Source organism: Streptomyces sp. NPDC048370, assembly GCF_043200825.1.
Classification (GTDB): domain Bacteria; phylum Actinomycetota; class Actinomycetes; order Streptomycetales; family Streptomycetaceae; genus Streptomyces.
In genome coordinates, this window is the sequence record NZ_JBICYI010000001.1 from 464,404 (window position 1) to 480,793 (window position 16,390).

The 16,390-nt window shown below is 72.9% G+C and carries 13 protein-coding genes and 1 pseudogene; 9 read left to right on the forward strand and 5 right to left on the reverse strand.

Going from position 1 to position 16,390, the window contains the following annotated elements; all coding sequences use genetic code 11:
- Positions 1-17 precede the first annotated feature (17 nt).
- From ACGFYP_RS02005 to ACGFYP_RS02015, 3 genes are all read right to left on the reverse strand, one after another.
- Positions 18-1,397 carry a tetratricopeptide repeat protein gene (locus ACGFYP_RS02005; protein WP_393485331.1) on the reverse strand — a complete coding sequence of 460 codons (1,380 nt, stop codon included), beginning with the start codon at positions 1,395-1,397 and terminating at the stop codon, positions 18-20.
- 937 nt (positions 1,398-2,334) lie between these two features.
- The gene (locus tag ACGFYP_RS02010) at positions 2,335-3,342 is read right to left on the reverse strand and encodes a LacI family DNA-binding transcriptional regulator (RefSeq protein ID WP_393485332.1); all 1,008 of its coding nucleotides are present in this window, start codon (positions 3,340-3,342) and stop codon (positions 2,335-2,337) included.
- A 306-nt stretch (positions 3,343-3,648) separates the two neighbouring features.
- Complete coding sequence (locus tag ACGFYP_RS02015; RefSeq protein WP_393485334.1) at positions 3,649-4,278, reverse strand: phosphatase PAP2 family protein; 630 nt, start codon at positions 4,276-4,278, stop codon at positions 3,649-3,651.
- 629 nt (positions 4,279-4,907) lie between these two features.
- Here ACGFYP_RS02015 and ACGFYP_RS02020 point away from each other — a divergent pair.
- The 5 genes from ACGFYP_RS02020 to ACGFYP_RS02040 all read left to right on the forward strand — a co-directional run bounded on the left by ACGFYP_RS02020 (position 4,908) and on the right by ACGFYP_RS02040 (position 11,431).
- Positions 4,908-6,170, forward strand: a complete 1,263-nt coding sequence (locus ACGFYP_RS02020; protein ID WP_393485337.1) for an MFS transporter — start codon at positions 4,908-4,910, stop codon at positions 6,168-6,170.
- 193 nt (positions 6,171-6,363) lie between these two features.
- Positions 6,364-7,278 carry a 5'/3'-nucleotidase SurE gene (gene surE, locus ACGFYP_RS02025; RefSeq protein ID WP_393485339.1) on the forward strand — a complete coding sequence of 305 codons (915 nt, stop codon included), beginning with the start codon at positions 6,364-6,366 and terminating at the stop codon, positions 7,276-7,278.
- A 157-nt stretch (positions 7,279-7,435) separates the two neighbouring features.
- Entirely contained in the window at positions 7,436-9,043 is a 1,608-nt protein-coding gene (locus ACGFYP_RS02030; RefSeq protein ID WP_393485342.1) for a carboxylesterase/lipase family protein, read from the forward strand.
- Positions 9,044-9,266: 223 nt separating this feature from the next.
- On the forward strand, positions 9,267-10,325 hold the full coding sequence (locus ACGFYP_RS02035) for a hypothetical protein (RefSeq protein ID WP_393485344.1): 1,059 nt from the start codon (positions 9,267-9,269) through the stop codon (positions 10,323-10,325).
- Entirely contained in the window at positions 10,322-11,431 is a 1,110-nt protein-coding gene (locus tag ACGFYP_RS02040) for a hypothetical protein (RefSeq protein WP_393485346.1), read from the forward strand. Before ACGFYP_RS02035 ends, ACGFYP_RS02040 begins: the two co-directional genes overlap by 4 nt.
- 35 nt (positions 11,432-11,466) lie before the next feature.
- Here ACGFYP_RS02040 and ACGFYP_RS02045 read toward each other — a convergent pair.
- Positions 11,467-11,847: pseudogene (locus ACGFYP_RS02045) on the reverse strand (alpha/beta hydrolase); the annotation flags it as partial.
- 83 nt (positions 11,848-11,930) lie between these two features.
- Positions 11,931-12,866 (reverse strand): RNA polymerase sigma factor SigJ, encoded by a 936-nt coding sequence (gene sigJ / locus ACGFYP_RS02050; RefSeq protein ID WP_393485348.1) that lies wholly within the window; start codon positions 12,864-12,866, stop codon positions 11,931-11,933.
- Between the two features lie 120 nt (positions 12,867-12,986).
- Between sigJ and ACGFYP_RS02055 the strand changes: the two genes are divergently transcribed.
- From ACGFYP_RS02055 to ACGFYP_RS02070, 4 genes are all read left to right on the forward strand, one after another.
- A complete protein-coding gene (locus ACGFYP_RS02055) occupies positions 12,987-13,400 on the forward strand; it encodes a hypothetical protein (RefSeq protein ID WP_393485350.1) in 414 nt (137 codons plus the stop codon).
- 123 nt (positions 13,401-13,523) lie between these two features.
- Positions 13,524-14,006, forward strand: a complete 483-nt coding sequence (locus tag ACGFYP_RS02060; protein WP_393485352.1) for a hypothetical protein — start codon at positions 13,524-13,526, stop codon at positions 14,004-14,006.
- A 31-nt stretch (positions 14,007-14,037) separates the two neighbouring features.
- Positions 14,038-14,757, forward strand: a complete 720-nt coding sequence (locus ACGFYP_RS02065; RefSeq protein WP_393486007.1) for a GntR family transcriptional regulator — start codon at positions 14,038-14,040, stop codon at positions 14,755-14,757.
- A gap of 137 nt (positions 14,758-14,894) precedes the next feature.
- The gene (locus ACGFYP_RS02070) at positions 14,895-16,184 is read left to right on the forward strand and encodes an amidohydrolase family protein (protein ID WP_393485354.1); all 1,290 of its coding nucleotides are present in this window, start codon (positions 14,895-14,897) and stop codon (positions 16,182-16,184) included.
- Positions 16,185-16,390: the final 206 nt, after the last annotated feature.

The window sequence follows — 16,390 nt, forward strand, 5'->3', positions numbered from 1 at the left end:
CCCTTCCCCGACAGGGTTCATGCCGACCGCACGACGGCGGACTCCGCCGCGTCGCCCAGGGCGGCGGTGAGGCGGGACTGGCTCAGGCGGTTGTACGGGCTCTCCGGTCGCAGTCCGATGCGTTCGCTGATCAGGAGGCGGGCCAGGTCGTGCCGTCCGGCGCTCAACGACGATTCGAGGAGGGTCTTCTGGACGGCGTCACGCTGGGCGTGGCTGCCTCCGAACTCGTGGAGTCGTCGACGCAGGGGCCAGAGCAGGTCCACGACGGCGGCGTGGTCGCCGCGCGCGTGGGCGACCAGTGCCCGGCAGACGGGAAGGCCGATCTCCGCGGTCATCGCGTCGTTGGTCAGGATGCCCGCACGGGGTTGTTCCAGCCATCGCTGCCGGTCGGCGATGAGTCGCTCGGCCTCGGCCGGACGGTGGGCGCCGACGTAGGACATGACGGCGTGCACGTCGTTGAAGGCGTAGAACGGCGGGTCGGCCCGCGCCGCCCACGAGTCGGCGAGCGCCTCCCACCGCGGGGTCTGGTCGAGACCCGCCAGGTGGACGCGCCACAACAGGGCGGCCGCGTCCAGGAGTTCCATGGCGAGGCCGAGGGACGCCTCGTTGTGCAGGGTCTCGTCGTAGACGCGCAGCGCGGTGCTTGTGTCGCCCGCCTCCAGCGCGAACAGCGCGTAGTGCCACCAGTTGTGCACCGCGAGGAAGTTGCCGCCCGACCAGTCCCCGGTCCGCGTGTCGAAGTAGGCGATGCCGTCGGTGTACCGGCCCCGCATCTCGTACGTGTGCACGACGGCGTGGATGGCCCAGACGTCGCCGGGATGACGTTCGACCGCAGCCCTGCCGACCTCCTCGGCCCGGTCGTAGTGTCCCGACTCCTCAAGGCCGAAGGCGTACATGCCCATCAGCGGCCCGAGGTGGGGATCGTCCCGGCCCCAGGCGGACAGCGCGCCGCCGACCCGGTCGCGCAGGCGCACGGCGTCGCCGGTCAGGAAGTCGAGCTGGTGCCCCACGAAGAGAGCCAGCGCGTCCCGTGGGTACGCGAGGGTGAGCTGCTCCAGGACGCCGCCGGCGCGCAACAGGTCACCGGCGAGGAGGCTTTCGGCGGCTGCCGTGTGCAGGCGCTCGCGCGGCGGGAGCGCCGTACGGTCCAGACCCGAGGCGTACGCGGTGAACCGGCGCCGCGCGGCCGCGGCGTCGGCCGGCTCGGTGCCCAGTACTCCCAGGTAGGCCGCGAAGGCCTGTCCCACCGGCGAGGCCGGGTCGGCCGCGAGCAGGCCCTCGACGGCCGGGGTCACCTCGGGACGGAAGAACAGCAGGGATTCCACGGCCCGGTCCAGGTACGCCGCCCCCTCCACCGTCCCCTCGTACAGGACGTGGCCGTACCTGTCGGTCGCCATCCAGGATCACCTCACGCGAAGCCTCGGGAGAACACGGGCGCCGCCACATGCGGGGCACCCGGCCCCATGAAAGCCAGCTCCGGGCCGTCGCGCACAGTCCCCGAACAGGTGAAACCCGGGCACGGCGATGGGCTGTTGTGGACGACCCCGATGCCGCTCCGGACCTCGGCGTACGGGGAGAACCTGGTCGCCACGGTTCGGGTGACCATCGTGGCCGAACAGGCGCGTGGCACCGTGGAGACAGCCCCTCGTGACGGTGTGGCCGTCGCCCTGCGGGCCGACTCGGTGATGCTGACCGATCCGGTGATCCGTGGCCGGGACGAGGAGTTGCCCGTCGTCGACGGCCCGCGCGGCCAACCGGCCATGGATGGCTGCGAGATGAGCGGCGCCGCGTGGACCGCGGTGCTCGCCCGGGGCTCGGGTCGGTCGCGATACAGGACAGCCGGGGTCAGCAACCCGGCCGGTGCGGGCGTCGTCGTCACCTCGCCCAAGGAGTGTTCCGTCGCCTCCTCCGTCCTCGAACACCTCGGCACCACCGGCATCGTGGCGGACGAGCGACGTCAAGGACTTGGGCACGACGGCCGGCACCCGTCTCCGGCTCTGGGAGTGCGGCGGCACGGACAACCAGAAGTGGAGCACGCGCAGTTGACCCATCGGGGTGGAGGGCGCCGACCACATCTTCCTCGGCGCGCCGGACGTGACGCCGATCGTCACCGAGAGCGTCGACTTCCTCGCCCGCCGGCTGGGCGCCTGACACCGTCGCCGAACACCCCGCGTGGGGCGCCGTCATGACGGCGCCCCACGCTCCGTACACGAGTCCGGGCGGGCCGGCGACGCGGCCGGACTGCCGGATCAGGCGGAGTAGCGACTCAGGCGGAGTACCGGCTCAGGCGGGCCGCCGACCCAGGCGGAGTACCGGCTCAGGCGGGCCGCCGAGTCACGAGGACTGACGGTGCACCAGTACGGGTTCCATGCCCGGCACCTGCGGCGACGCGCCGCGGTCCACCAGGTCGTGCAGGGCGTCGGCCACCTGCGCGGGCGTGGGCAGGTCCAGCCGTACGGAGGTCAACGGCGGCTGCTGCATGGCCGACAGGACCAGGTCGTCACAGCCGACGACGGCGACGTCCTCCGGGACGGCGACGCCCTCGACGCGCAGGGCGTGCAGCAGCAGCGCGGCGTACTCGTCGTTGTAGGCGAACACCCCGTCCAGGCCCAACTCCCGCCAGCGCCCGGCGAGTTCGGCGGCGGATTCGTGCGTGTAGGACAGCTCCACCGGGGTGATCGTCGCCGTGCTGCGGGCGGCCACGCCCTCCGCGCCGACGAGACGCGGCCGGGCGAAGGTCTCCAGGCCGCGCTCCTGCGGCATGACCACGCCGATCCTCCGGCGCCCCTGTACCACCAGGTGTTCGACGGCGAGCGCGCCGATGCGCGACTGGTCGAGGTCGATGACGTGGGCGCCGGGCACCTCCCGGGACGCGAAGGCCAGCACGCCGCGCACCCCCGCCCGGCTGAGCACCTCAACGGCCTGCCCCGACAGACTGTCACCGTCCAGGGCGACCACCGCCGCGGGACGGAGTTCGGCCCAGGCGCGGGCGGAGCTCACCGCGTCGGGGAACCGCCCTGCGTGCAGCACGAGGACGTACCCATGGCGTTCCAACTCGCTCTCCAGGTCGTCGACCCAGACGCTGACGAGGCGTCCGGCGGCCGAGACCGACGCGGGGATGAGCACGAGGTTGCTGCGGCCGGCCCTGAGCGACCGGGCGGCGGCGTGCGGTACGTAGCCGAGTTGCTCGGCCGCCGCCAGCACACGGGCACGCGTGGTCTCACCGACCCGGTGCGCCTGCGTGTTGTTGAGGACGAAGGACACCGTCGCCCGCGACACTCCCGCCAGGCGCGCCACGTCGGCGCTCGTGACGGCCGCCCCCGCGGTCGGCTTCCTGCCCATGACGTCCCCCTGCCGGGTCTCCTCGTCGGCCGATCGACCACCGTCCAGGTTACACGCGTTAGCGGCGGGGGGTCCGATCCGGCCGCACAGCGGACCGGCCGGCCGCCGGTCGCCGGTCGCAGGTCGACGGACGACGGACGACGGACGACGAAGGGAGCCGCCTCCTCTCGTATGTCAGCCCTGCCTGCCCTCCTTGGTCCATCGTTCGCCGGGTGCATCCGCGCCACCACCGGGCCGGACAACGAGACCATGTAGCCCTAATGACGATCGTCAATCGTTCGCCACACGTGAGCTCAGGATGCACCCTCAGTCCCAGAGGCGGCCTGACGCCGCACGAGCAGCTTCCTCCTCCAAGAGGCGGGCGAACACGGACCACACCAGCAGCGAGACACCCACCCCCATGACGGCACCGGCAACGGCGTCACTGAGCCACTGGGTGTGCAGCCAGGTGCGGCTCCAGATCGTGGCGGCCACCAGGGCGGCGGCGAACAGCCACCACCAGCGCCGAGCGGTCGGCGGGAAGAGCACCACGCCGGCCGTCACCACGAGCACCGTCACCACGAAGACCTGGCCGGACGGGAAGGAGCCGCCACCCACCAGGACCCACGACCCCGGCGGGCGCGGGCGGTCGATGAACTGCTTCACGGGGAGGACCACCGCGATGTTGGCCACCACGCAGCCGGCGAAGACGAACGCCCCGGATCTCCAGCGCCCGTAGACGGCGAGACATCCCGCAAGGACCAGCGGCACGACCACGCCGAGGGGCCCGCCGAGGACGTCGAGAGCGCGCGCGAGCCCTGTCACCGCGTCGCCCGGCGAGCCGCGCATCGCGCTCATCCAGAGGTCGTCGACGCCCTGGAAGAACGGTGCGCCCCCGCCGAGAGTGGCGAGGCCGACCGCCAGGCCCGCGACCGTCAGCGACGATCCGGCCGGCACGGCCCGTCGGGGCGGTGCGGCCGGGACAGGGTGCCGCGCCGGCTCACGAGGAGGGGGTGGCGGCGGCGGGACGGGAACGGCAGGCGACAGGGACATGGCTGACCTCCGGGAAGTGCGGGGAACCGCGACGCCGACGAGGCGGCGGCGAAAGGAGATACGAGCGGGAGCGTGCGGCGACGCGGCCGCGAGAGCGGGGCCGCGCAGGGCGGTCCCGCCGTGCGCGGCGATCGCCCCGCACGACACATTCAGGCCAAGGCTGGACCTTCGCGACGGTCGACACAAGAGCGACCCCGCGAGTAGCTACACGTGTTAGCAACGGGGATCGGCCACGAGCGGTCACAGTCGCCATTCAAATCCCTCGAACCCCTACCCAAGGGCGTTCACGAGTGCTACACAATGCTGCAAGCCGGGATTAACACGTGTAACCAGGTGTGACAGAACCGCGGCCATCCGCAGTCGCCGTAGCGCGAGAGCCACAGCGCGAAACCCGTCCTCCCCAGCGGTCATCCCCTCATCGCTCCAGCTCGTAGCTCAGCGCTCACCGCTCAGCTCCGTCCCCCGAGGAGTCGCCATGTACGCCCCGATCCCCCGCCGCGCCTACGACGCGCCCGCATCCCCCGGTGGTCACCGTGACAGCCGATGAACTGATCCAGCCGGACGCGTCATCAGACGCGCAGGAGCAGGCGCCCGCGCCGCGTCAGCGCGGCCTCATGCTGCTCCTCCTGCTGGCGAACGCCTCCATGCTCGCCGTGTACATGGGCGTCGGCTCGGTACTGCTGCCGACGCACATCGCCACCCTCGATCCGGCGAACAAGGTCGCCGTCCTCGGCGTCGTGGGTGGAGTGAGCGCGGTGTTCGCCACCGCGTTCAACCCGATCGCCGGCGCCCTGTCGGACCGGACCGGGCGCCGCAACCCGTGGATCCTCGGTGGCGCGCTCGCCTCCCTCGCCGGCCTCGCACTCCTCGGCAGCGTCCAGACGGTGCTGATGGTCGGCATCGCATGGTGCCTGGTGCAGGCGACCATGAACGTCTACCAGGCCGCCGTCACGGCCATCGTGCCCGACCGCGTCCCCGCTGCCCGCCGGGGCACGGCCTCCGCCCTGGTCGGCCTTGCGCTGCCCGTCGGCGGCACCGCCGGCGTGATGATCGCCTCGCAGACGGCGGCCCGGCCGACGATCGGCTACCTGGTGCTCGGAGCGCTGGCGGCCGGTGCGGCCCTGCTGCTCACGACGTTCTGCCGTGACGTACCGCGGCGCGAAGCGGCACCCTCTCCCTCCGTCCCGAAGCGCGAACGCCTGGGCGCCTTCCTGTCCGCCCTGTCCCACCACGACTTCCGGTGGGCCTTCATCGGCCGCGCGTTGATGGTGCTCGGCTACTTCTCCGTCATCGGCTACCAGCTGTACATCCTCGACGACCACATCGCGCTGCCCGAGGGGCTGACTCCGCCCGAGGCGATGGCGATCCTCACGCCGGTGTCGATGGCGGCGATGGCACTGTCGACGGTCGTCGGAGGTCTGCTGTCCGACCGCTGGGACCGGCGGAAGATCTTCGTCGGGGTGTCCGCCGCGCTCGCCGGGGCCGCGATGGCGATCCCCGCGATCAGCCCGACCTGGACCGGCATGTTGGTGTTCAGCGCCCTCAACGGCCTGGGCTTCGGCTGCTTCATGGCCGTGGACACCGCGGTGGTGACCCTGGTCCTGCCCCGCGCGGAGGACGCCGCCCGGGACATGGGCGTCCTGAACGTGGCCAACGCGGGGCCGCAGATCGTCGCCCCGTTCGTCGCCTCCGCCATCGTGACCGCGCTCGGCGGCTACACCCCGCTGTTCATCATCGGCGGCGCCCTGTCCTTGCTGGGCGCGCTGTCCGTGGTTCTCATCCGCGGGGTGCGCTGACCGGCCGTACCAGCCGTACCCGCCGTACCAGCCATACCGGTCGCACCGGCTGTACGGGTCCTGGTCCTACCACCCGTACCGCCGCACCAAGCCCGCCGGGCGCATGTCGAGGGGGCGTGCGCCCGGCGATCCCACCCCTCCCCCTCTTCCTCCCTCCTCCCGCCTTCTCCTCCCGCATCGAAGGAGCAATTCCGTGAGACGCAAGCGCGCTCTGCCCCTGGCCGCCCTGCTGCTGTGCACGCCCGCCCTGGCCGGCACGGCGCCGACGAGCGCCGCCGCTGCGGCCGGCCCAGCCGGCCAGGCCGGCCCGCTGCGCATCCTGCTGACCAACGACGACGGCTACAACGCTCCCGGCATCCGCCTGATGTTCCAGCGGCTCACCGCCGCGGGGCACGACGTCACCATCGTCGCCCCGCTCACCAACCAGAGCGGCGCCGGGACGAAGCTGATGAGCGGCAGCACCGTCAAGGTCGAGCATCCCGAGCCCCGGGTGTGGGCCGTGGACGGCACGCCCGGCGACTCGGTGTCCTTCGGTCTCGCCGCGGTGTTCGCCGACCGCGCCCCTGACCTCGTGGTCTCCGGCACGAACTTCGGGCCCAACGTGGCCGCCCTTGCGACCCATTCCGGCACGGTCGGCGGTGCGATCGCCGCTCTGGAGCGCGGCGTGCCCGCCATCGCGGTGAGCACCGGCGAGCTCGCGGTCCCGGTTCCCGAGCAGATCTTCAACGCGATGCGGCCCACCAACGACTTCACCGTGAAGCTCATCGACCGGCTGCGCGCGCAGGCGAGGAACGGCCGGCTGCTGCCGGAGGGTGTGGGCCTGAACGTGAACCACCCCGTGGTCGGTGCGGACGGCACGGGAACCGCACGGGGCGCCTCCGTCACCACCCAGGATCCGCAGCCCGGCCTCGCGGCTGAGTACACCGACAACGGTGACGGGACCTGGAAGGTCGGCGTCGGCCTGGTGGAGGCGCCCGACCGGAAGGGCGGCGACGTGGAGGCGGTCCGCGCGGACAAGGTGTCCGTCGCTCCCATCTCCCCCGACTGGAACACAGGCACCGTGGAGTTCGCCAAGGTCGCGACGCTCCTGGGCGGCCTGCGTCCGTAGACGGGCCCGGCACGCCCCCTTACGCCGCCTCACGCCCCCTCACGCCCGCTCACGCCCGCTCCCCGTCCCGGCGGCACCGCGTCCGCCGGGACGGGCCCTGTGCACCACCTTCCGACTGTCATGTGGTCGACACCCTCATGGAGGAGAGTTGACAAGGATGACGCGCTCGATCGTTCCCTCGCTGGCGCTGGCTCTGCTGCTCGCCGTCGCCGCCCTGTTCACGCACCCGGCGGTCGCCGCACCGGCGCGGCAGAGTGTGACCAAGGTGCGCCCTGTCGTCGCCACGGAGCGCCCTGTCGTCACCACGGACCAGGGCCGACTCGCCGGCCAGGTCAACGGCCGCGCCGAGGAGTTCCTGGGCGTCCCGTACGCCGCACCACCCGTGGAGGACCTCCGGTTCCGTCCGCCCCGGCCGGCCGCACGGTGGTCCGGGACTCGGGAGGCCACCCGGCAGGCTCCCGCGTGCGTGCAGTTCCTGCCCGTCGGGCTGAGCGACCCGGAGTACGTCAGCGAGGACTGCCTCTACCTGGACGTGTACCGGCCTCGCCACGCCCGCCCGGGTGACCGGCTGCCGGTACTGCTCTGGGTCCACGGCGGCGCCTTCGTCCTGGGCACCGGAACCCAGTTCGGCGGCCGGACCATGGCGGACCTCACCGACAGCGTGGTGGTGAGCGTCAACTACCGCCTGGGGCAGCTCGGTTACCTCGCCGCGCCCGAACTCGCCCGGGAGAACGGCCTCGGCTCCGGATCGTACGGACTCATGGACCAGATCGCGGCACTGAACTGGACCCGCGGCAACATCACCTCCTTCGGCGGGAACCCCGCCAACATCACCCTCTGGGGACAGTCAGCGGGCAGCGCCTCGGTCTGCGCCATGCTCAGCTCCCCGCGTACTGCCGGGCTGTTCTCCCGCGCCGTCCTGCAGAGCGGACCGTGCACCCTGCTCCGCGCGCCCGGCGCCGCCCAGGCCGCCGCGGCGGCGGGCGACTTCGCGGTCGCGGCGGGCTGTCCCGACCCGGCCACCCGCGCCGCCTGCCTGCGTACGGTTCCGGCGGCCGACCTGATCTCCGCCGGCCGCACCCGTCCCGCGGCGGGGCCCGCCTTCGGTGACGGACTGCTCCCCACCCAGCCGTCCGAGGCGATCGCCTCCGGCAGGTGGAACAAGGTGCCGGTCCTGATCGGCAGCACCAGGGCCGAGGCCAAGTTATTCCTGGCCGGTACCCAGCCGTACCTCACGGCGCGGGAGTACACCGACCGGATCGACGCCACGTACGGACCCGCGGCGCCGCAGGTCCTCGCACGCTATCCCGTGGCGGACCACCCCACTCCGTTCGACGCGATGTCGGCGGTCCTCACCGACTCCACCTTCGCCTGCCACACGCTCGAAACGGCGCGCACCTTCGCCTCCCAAGTACCGACCTACGTATACGAGTTCGACGATCCCCGGTCCCCCACGCTCTTCGGAGCGCAGCCGCCTGGGGTGGACATGGCCAACGCACACAGTGCCGAACTCGCCTACATACACGACTTCAGCCTGACCGACCGCCCGCTCACCGCCGAACAGCTCGCCTTCGCGAACGACTTGAAGCGCCGCTGGGGAGCGTTCGCCCGCACCGGTGACCCCAACGTCCCCGGTGCGACCCGCTGGCCATCGGCCCTCGGCCGGCACACGGTCCTGACCTTGAACCCCGAGCGCACCCGCACGTCCACGACGTTCGCGGCCGACCACCAGTGCGACTTCTGGGCCGGCCAGCGGAAGAGCTGAAGGAGGCGCCCTCATGGTCCCGCGTCCGCGCATGTCCTGATCACGATGGTTCGGGCAAGGCGGTCGCCCCGGTGGGATAGCGTGCCGTGGCCGGTTCGCACGTGCGATGCCCGGCGGTGTACGGCTGGGGTCGGGTGCATGGACGGGGACATGGACGGGGGCGGCGATGGGTGAGTCGGTGTGGACGCGGTTCCGGCGGCATCGGTGGTTACCGCAGGCCTCGGTGACCCTGCTGCTCGCCGCGTCGGTCGGGGGCTTCGTCCTCGTACGGGGTGAGCAGCGCGACCGGGACAACCAGGACGTGCTGGCCCGGGCGTGCGAGGGGGCGCTGCCGCGAGCGGACGCCGCCGAGTTGCTGGCCGACGACTCGTCGTGGACGCTGCGGACCGGCCCGGGGCCGAGGGGGCTGGTGTCCTGCACCGTCGGCGGATCGGGCGACGACGAACCGGGGTTCACCGTGACGGCGGAGCCGATCCTGGACCCGCCGCTGAAGAGCGTGCGGGTGGAGCACGTCCTGTACCCGTCGCCGTACGAGGAGGCGCCGGACTGGGCCGGGGAACACAAGCGGGCGGACGAGCTCGTCACGGTCCCCTGCGCCAACGGCCTGCCCGGGTACCCCAGGCCCGTCACGTCCTTCCGGGTGTACGCCTCGGCGTACGACCCGACGGACCACGTGGCGGACGACGCGGCACGGGAGCGGCTCGGTGCGCTCGTCGCCGCCCTCGCCGAGGACGTGCGGGCGACCCGTCGCTGCGGCGGGGTTCCGGTCCGGGAGACGGACGTACGGCCCGTGTCTCCGTCCCGGCCGAAGGAGGACACGGACGCGTCTCCGGCCGAGTGCGCCTGGTTCCGCCCCGCGCTGCTCGGCCCCGCGGCGAAGGGTGCCGAGCAGTCCGCCGACGGGGCCACCCACGCGTGGGCCCGGGCCTGTTCCGTAAGCTTCCGGAAGCCCGGGAGCGTGGTGACGGTGAGCTCCGCGAGCTGGTGGGGCGAGGTACTGCCGGAGGTTCGTACCGAGTACGGAAGTGAGCTCGCCCGGGTGGGGCACGGCTCCTCGCCCGACGCGCGGCCCGACACCCGGCCCGAGACGCGGCGGAAGGTCCCTTCGCTCGTCGTCTGGGCCGAGTCCCGGTGCGCCGGCGGCCGGACCCTGCACCGGGTGGATCTGACGGGAGCGGACCGTGAACTGCTCCTCGCCCGCACCGACTCGCTCCTCACGCACTACCTCGACGCGTCCGGCGACTGCGACGACACGAAGGTCCTCGGAAAGGTGTGGCGATGAGCGACGACACGACCAGGTGGTCGACGTTCGACCGGCTCCGCCGCCACCGGCGGATCCGGCTCGCGGCGGGCCTGACGGCCGGTACGGTACTGGTGACCGGTGGCCTGTTCTGGCTGTCGGGCGGCTGGGACGCCTGGCAGCACGACCGGGCTCTGGATTCCGCCTGCGGGGGCACGCTCGCCGCCGACCCGGTCCGGGAGTTGGTCGCCGGGGCGGAGGTCGAGGCGGAGATCAGGACGGGCCGCGACTGGTGGCAGTGCCGGGTGAGCGAGGTCGACGACGAGGAACACGGCCGGATCGACGTACGCGTGACGGTGAGCGACAGGCGGAGCCCCATCGTCTCCCTGGACGCGGAATGGAAGGACGCGCCCCTGGGCCACGGGTGGACCGGCGGCTTCTCGTTCGACCCCGACGCCGAGGATCGGGGTGAGGCATCCGCCTCGGTACGGCTCGCATGCGCCGATCGGACGTCGGCGGAGCCGGCCGCCCCGGTCGTCGCCATGGTGCGCGCCAGGATCGACCGCGCCGACTTCGGCCGCGCCGACGTCCGATCGGCGCTCACCTCCGTCCTGACCGGCACGACGACGGCCTACGCACGCCAGTTCTCCTGCCGGGTCACCGAGGGCGAGCCGGTGCGCCAGGTCGGCGTCTCCGTGAACGCCTGGGACTACAAGCCCTTCGCGTCCGTGTCGGGCAGCTGCGCCGGAATCGTGGACGGAAGGACCGCCGCCCGCTGGGGCGTCCGTACGGCGGTGGAGACCGCACCGGGGCCGAAGGCGGTAGAGGGCTGCACGCTGGGCGGCATGCGGGGCGCGCCGCTGTACACGTTCAGCGCGTCGTACGGCGAGGCCCTGGAGTGGCTCGAGCGCGAACGCCTGGAGGACCTGGCCCATGAGCCGCCGGGCGATGCCCCGGACGGCCACTACGCCCTGTGGGCCGACTGCCCCGGCAGGGAGGCCGGGGCCGCCTACACCGTGGCCCCGCAGGGCAACCGTCAGTCGGAAGCCTCCGACCTCGCCCTCGACCACCCCGGCCTCCGGGCAGCCCTACGGTCCTTCGCCGAACGCTCGGCGAAGGCGCACGGCTGCCACATCAAGGCCGGCTAGGCGCTTCGCGTCCGCTCCCGTTTCTACGTGTTCGGCTCCGCCGAGCAGGCGACGTCCTCGGCCGGGCGCTGTCCGTCGGCCGCGCTGTGCGCGTACGGCGGGAAGTTGCCGCGTGCCTGCTGCTGCGGTGTCAGGTCGCAGGTGACCGGCGTGCTGCGGCCGACGCCGCGCGGGTCGAAGCCGATCACGTCGTAGGAGTCGAGGACGTCCTTCGGCAGACCGACGTCGGCGAGGAGAGCCGGGTGGTCGAGGCCGGAGACACCGGGGCCGCCCGGGTTGGTCAGCAGCACACCGCGGCGCTTCGCGGGGTCCTTGCTCGCCAGGCGGGAGACGGCGATCTCGATCTGCCGGCCCCCGGGATCGCGGTGGTCCAGCGGGACTCGGAATTGAGCCGCGTGCCGCTTGGCCGCTGCGGCTTCCGCGCCTTGTCCCGCCGGTGTTCACGCCAACGAGGAAATGGCGCCCAGGGCCTATCCGACCCTGACCCGCCGGACAGACCCTAGCCCTCCTTGAGCCGGCCGCCGGGCGCGTTCCACGACTGGAGCTTCTCCGGGTTGCGGACCGCCCAGATGCGGGTGATGCGGGTGTCGGTGACGTCGAACGCCGCCACGGTGACCGTGACGTCGGTGTGTTGGGCGACGAGGCCGGGGCGGCCGTTGACCGTGCGTTCCAGGAGGGTGAGGCCGGGGGCGAGGGCGGCGATCTCGATCAGGTACTGGGCGATGCGCTCGGCGCCTTCGACCGGGCGGAGGACCGTGCCGACCTTGCCGCCGCCGTCGGCGATCATCGCGGCGTCGGGGTCGAGGAGGCCGACGAGGGCCTCGATGTCCCGGGCCTCCCACGCCTCCTTGAAGTCCCGTACGAGCCCGGCCTGTCCGGCCACCGGTGGAGACGGATCCTTCGCGGCGCGCATGCGCCGGCGGGCCGAGGAGGCCAGCTGCCGGCAGGCCGCGGGCGTCCGGCCGACGATCTCGGCGATGTCGGCGAAGGGGTACTGGAAGACGTCGTGCAGCACGAACGCCACGCGTTCGGCGGGCGTCATCGACTCCAGGACCACCAGGAAGGCCATGCTGACCGACTCGTCCAGCGTGATCCGGTCGGCGGGGTCCGCCCCGGTGTCCGACGGGCGTCCGCCGCCCCACTCCGTACGGTCGGGCAGCGGCTCGGGTATCCACGCGCCGACGTAGCGCTCGCGCCGCGCCCGCGCCGAACCGAGCACGTCCAGGCAGACCCGGCCCGCCACCGTCGTCAGCCACGCGCCGGGCGACTCGACGGCCTCGCGCTTCTGCGGCGACATCGCGTACCAGCGCGTGTACGTCTCCTGCACGGCGTCCTCCGCCTCGGCCAGCGAACCGAGCAGCCGGTAGGCGAGGTTCGTCAGCTGCCGCCGCTCCGCGACGATCGCGCCGAGGCCCGGCTCGGTCAGGTTGTCCATGGTCGTGCTGCTCCGCTCCCCTAGTACGTCTCTCGTCCGCCTCCGCCGCCGCCTCACATTTCGCGGGCCTGCGTCGTCGGACTTCCGAGACAGTACCGACAGAGAGAAGAGGACCACGTCATGGCCGCCCAGACGACGGACGTACGCGACACCACCACGTTCCTGCGGGTCGCGATCGTCCTGCAGACAACCGCCCTCTTCTTTCAGGCGGTCACCGCCGGAATGCTGCTGTCCTCGTCGCTCGGCGCACTGCTGCACGATGTCGGATCACGCGTGATGTACGGAGCGTCGATGCTGTACGTCCTCGCCGCGATCCTGGCGTGGCGGCCGGGCGGCGGTTCGCCCCGCCCCATCCTGCACGCGACGGGCTTCCTCGCCCTCGCCTCCGTGCAGGTGATCCTGGGCATCGCGCACGTGCCGTCGCTCCATGTCCCCCTGGGAATACTGATGTTCGGGCTGAGCCTGCTGGCGCTCGCTCAGGTGGCGGCCCGTCGGTCCGGTCGGTCGTGGGTGCGGGTCGGCACGGGGGCGTAGGGGCGTCTGGCGTCGCGGCTTCGGGGCGTCGGGACGTCGGGGCGGGCAGTCGCGTTCACTCGTCATGGTGGCCGCGTGCCGTGCGCACGGCTTCCGGGGCCGGGTTCGGGCAACGTGAGCCGCATGGACCGCCGAACGACTCTCGTCCTGCTCGCCGCGCTGCTCACGAGCGGCTGCGTCGCCGTCCCGCATCCCTCCGCCCCGGGTCCGTCGGCCCGGGGCGGTGAGGTCTCGCCGGCTGCCGTACGGCCTCCCTCGCCGCTGCCCGCGTGGCCGGCGCCGCGGGAGGCCGAGCCCCGGGAGACGCTCGCCGCCACGGGGCCGGAGGGTCCGGGCGGGGCTGACCCCGAACGGACGCGGGCGAAGGTGGAGGCCAAGGGGAGGGCGCCGGCGCCCGTCTCGTCCTACCGGCCGAAGGGCACCCAGCCACCACCCTCTCGCCGACAGGCGAAGAAGCCCGGGCAACCCACGAAGCCAGGAAAGACCGCGAAGCCGGCTCGCACCGAGTCGCCGACCGGGTTGCGTGCCCTGTGCCGGCAGGCCGAGGGGTCAGGCGCCGTCCCTTCCGGCGTCGTCGAGCTCTGCCGGAACACGTACGGCCGCTGACGTGGAAGCGCGACGTATTCTCGCCACGGGCATGGGCCCGTGGCGATGGACGGAAGAGGGCGGCGAAGTGGCAGAGCGCGGCAGCAGGGGCTCGGCGGGGGGAACGGCCTCGCTCAGTGCTCAGGCTCGGGAGGCCGTCCTGCAGCGCATCGTCGACCGGCGGTACGCGCAGGGGGCCCGCCTCGTCGAGCGTGAGGTCGCCGAGGAGCTGAGCATGTCCCGCGTGCCCGTACGGGAGGCGCTGCGGGCCCTGGTCGCCGAGGGGCTGCTCGAACTGCTGCCGAACAGCGGTGTCCGCGTACGACGCCTTGAGCGCGCCGATGTGGAGCACCTGTACGAGGTGTGGGAGCCGCTGACTGTCCAGGCGTCGCGGCTCGCGGCGCGGGCCGTGGCGGCGGGCGGCGGCAAAGGACCCGCCGGTCTTGCCGCCCTGGAAGCGACGCTGCGTCGGGCCGAGTCGGCGGCCGCGGCCGACGAGGGGACGCAGGAGGTGGCCGCGCACACGGCGTTCCACGAGGGCGTCGTGGCCATGGCGGGCAACCCGCTGCTCGCGCGCACCATGGAGCAGCTGAGCTGGCAGCTGCGGCTGCTCTTCGGCCTGCGCGAGGAACCCTCGCACATGCGGGCCCAACACGCCGAGATGTACCGGCACATCGCCGCCGGGGACGCGGAGGCCGCGGCGGCGAGCACGCTGCTGCACGTGCGGGACAGCAGGGCGGTGGCCCTTCGCTCGCTCTTCGGCCCCGAGTGAGGTCTTTGTATACCAGGAGAGAGGTCACGCCCACCTCTACCTAGGATTTTCCCACTCTTTCCGCGCCACCCTTGCTGACGCTTCTCCGCTTGGTATACAAAACGGAGTGCCACTGTCCCCTTTCCCAGGGAGCCCCCATGTGCGTCGAAGCCACGCCGCCGCCCTCCAGCAGGCTGACCCGTCGCGGTGTCCTCGCCGGTGCGGCCGCGCTCGCCGGGACCATGGCCGCCACCACCGCCACCGGGCCCGCGGCGGCCGCCACCGCCACGACCGCCTCCACCGTCGACACCCGGCGGCCGGGCGGAAGCCTCCTGATCCGGGGAGGCACCCTCCTCGACCCGGCCACCGGCGCGGTCGTCGAGGACGCCGTGGTCCTGATCGTGGACGGGACCGTGCGCGCGGCCGGCCCTCAGGGCAGCGTCACCGTCCCTCGGGGCGTCGAGGTGCTCGACGCGCACGGCCGCTGGATCCTGCCCGGCCTGATCGACGCGCACATCCACCTCAGCACCGCCGCCGAGGCCCGCGACGCCGTACGCCAGGGCGTGACCGGCGCGCGCAGCGGATCGACCTCGTTCTACCAGGACATCGCCGTTCGCGAACTCGCCCGCCACAGCCCCACCCTGGCGCCCCGGCTGACGGCCGCCGGGGTCTTCGTCACCCCCGATCTCGGCGACACCGTGCTCGCCGACCCCGACCTCACCCCGCTCGCCCGGCTCAAGGACGGCGTCCGCTCGGCCGAGGCCCTGCGCCGGGTCGTCGAGGTCAACCTCGCCCGCGGCGCGGACGTGATCAAGACACGGGTCAACGAGCGCGCCGGCCTCCCGGAGCAGGACCCGCTCACCCAGGTGTACTCGCACGAGCAGCTCTCGGAGATCGTCGCCGCGGCCCGGCGGCGCGGCAAGGGCGTCCTGTGCCACAGCTACAGCGAGCAGGGCTGCCACGACGCCGTCACGGCCGGCATCCGCTCCTTGGAGCACGGTGCGTTCGTCGGCGAGCGCACCCTGCACGAGATGCGCCGCAGGGGTACGTACTTCACCCCCACCCTCACCGCCATCGCCGGCCTTGCCGCGTCCCCCGACCCCGTACTCGCCGAGCGTGGGCGCACGTACCTGCCCGTGCTGAAGCGGGCGGTCCTCGCGGCGTACGAACTCGGCGTCCCGCTCGCCGCCGGGACCGACTCGTCCGGGGGCACCGTGCGCCCGATCGGCCAGGAGGTCGAACTGATGCGCGCGGCCGGGCTGCCGGCCCTCGACGCGATCCGCACCGCCACCACCGGCGCCGCCCGCCTCCTCGGCGTCGAGCGCACGGCGGGCCGTCTCGCGCGCGGCTTCGCGGGCGACGCGATCCTCGTCGACGGCGACCCGCTGGCCGACGTCTCTGTACTCAAGCAGCCGGTACGGGTCGTACGGGCGGGCATCGCCCTCTGACCTCGTCGGCCGACCTACCTCGGGTCCGAGTCCGACCCCGGGGGGTCCGACCCCGGGTCCGGGTCCAAGTCCAAGGCCCTAGGTCCGGCTTGCAGCGCCCTCCGACCTCGTCGACGGGCGCCGTACGACCACGCCCTCCCCCCGCCCCAGGCCGGCCAACTCCCTCCGCTCCCCACCCTCCCCTCCCGCCTCCCCAAGGAGTCCCC

Bases quoted from the DNA above. Each gene is read 5' to 3' on its own strand.
- ACGFYP_RS02005 (WP_393485331.1), bottom strand. From the start codon at position 1,397: ATGGCGACCGACAGGTACGGCCACGTCCTGTACGAGGGGACGGTGGAG.
- ACGFYP_RS02010 (WP_393485332.1), bottom strand. From the start codon at position 3,342: ATGGGCAGGAAGCCGACCGCGGGGGCGGCCGTCACGAGCGCCGACGTG.
- ACGFYP_RS02030 (WP_393485342.1), top strand. From the start codon at position 7,436: ATGACGCGCTCGATCGTTCCCTCGCTGGCGCTGGCTCTGCTGCTCGCC.
- ACGFYP_RS02040 (WP_393485346.1), top strand. From the start codon at position 10,322: ATGAGCGACGACACGACCAGGTGGTCGACGTTCGACCGGCTCCGCCGC.
- sigJ (WP_393485348.1), bottom strand. From the start codon at position 12,866: ATGGACAACCTGACCGAGCCGGGCCTCGGCGCGATCGTCGCGGAGCGG.
- ACGFYP_RS02055 (WP_393485350.1), top strand. From the start codon at position 12,987: ATGGCCGCCCAGACGACGGACGTACGCGACACCACCACGTTCCTGCGG.
- ACGFYP_RS02060 (WP_393485352.1), top strand. From the start codon at position 13,524: ATGGACCGCCGAACGACTCTCGTCCTGCTCGCCGCGCTGCTCACGAGC.
- ACGFYP_RS02065 (WP_393486007.1), top strand. From the start codon at position 14,038: ATGGGCCCGTGGCGATGGACGGAAGAGGGCGGCGAAGTGGCAGAGCGC.
- ACGFYP_RS02070 (WP_393485354.1), top strand. From the start codon at position 14,895: ATGTGCGTCGAAGCCACGCCGCCGCCCTCCAGCAGGCTGACCCGTCGC.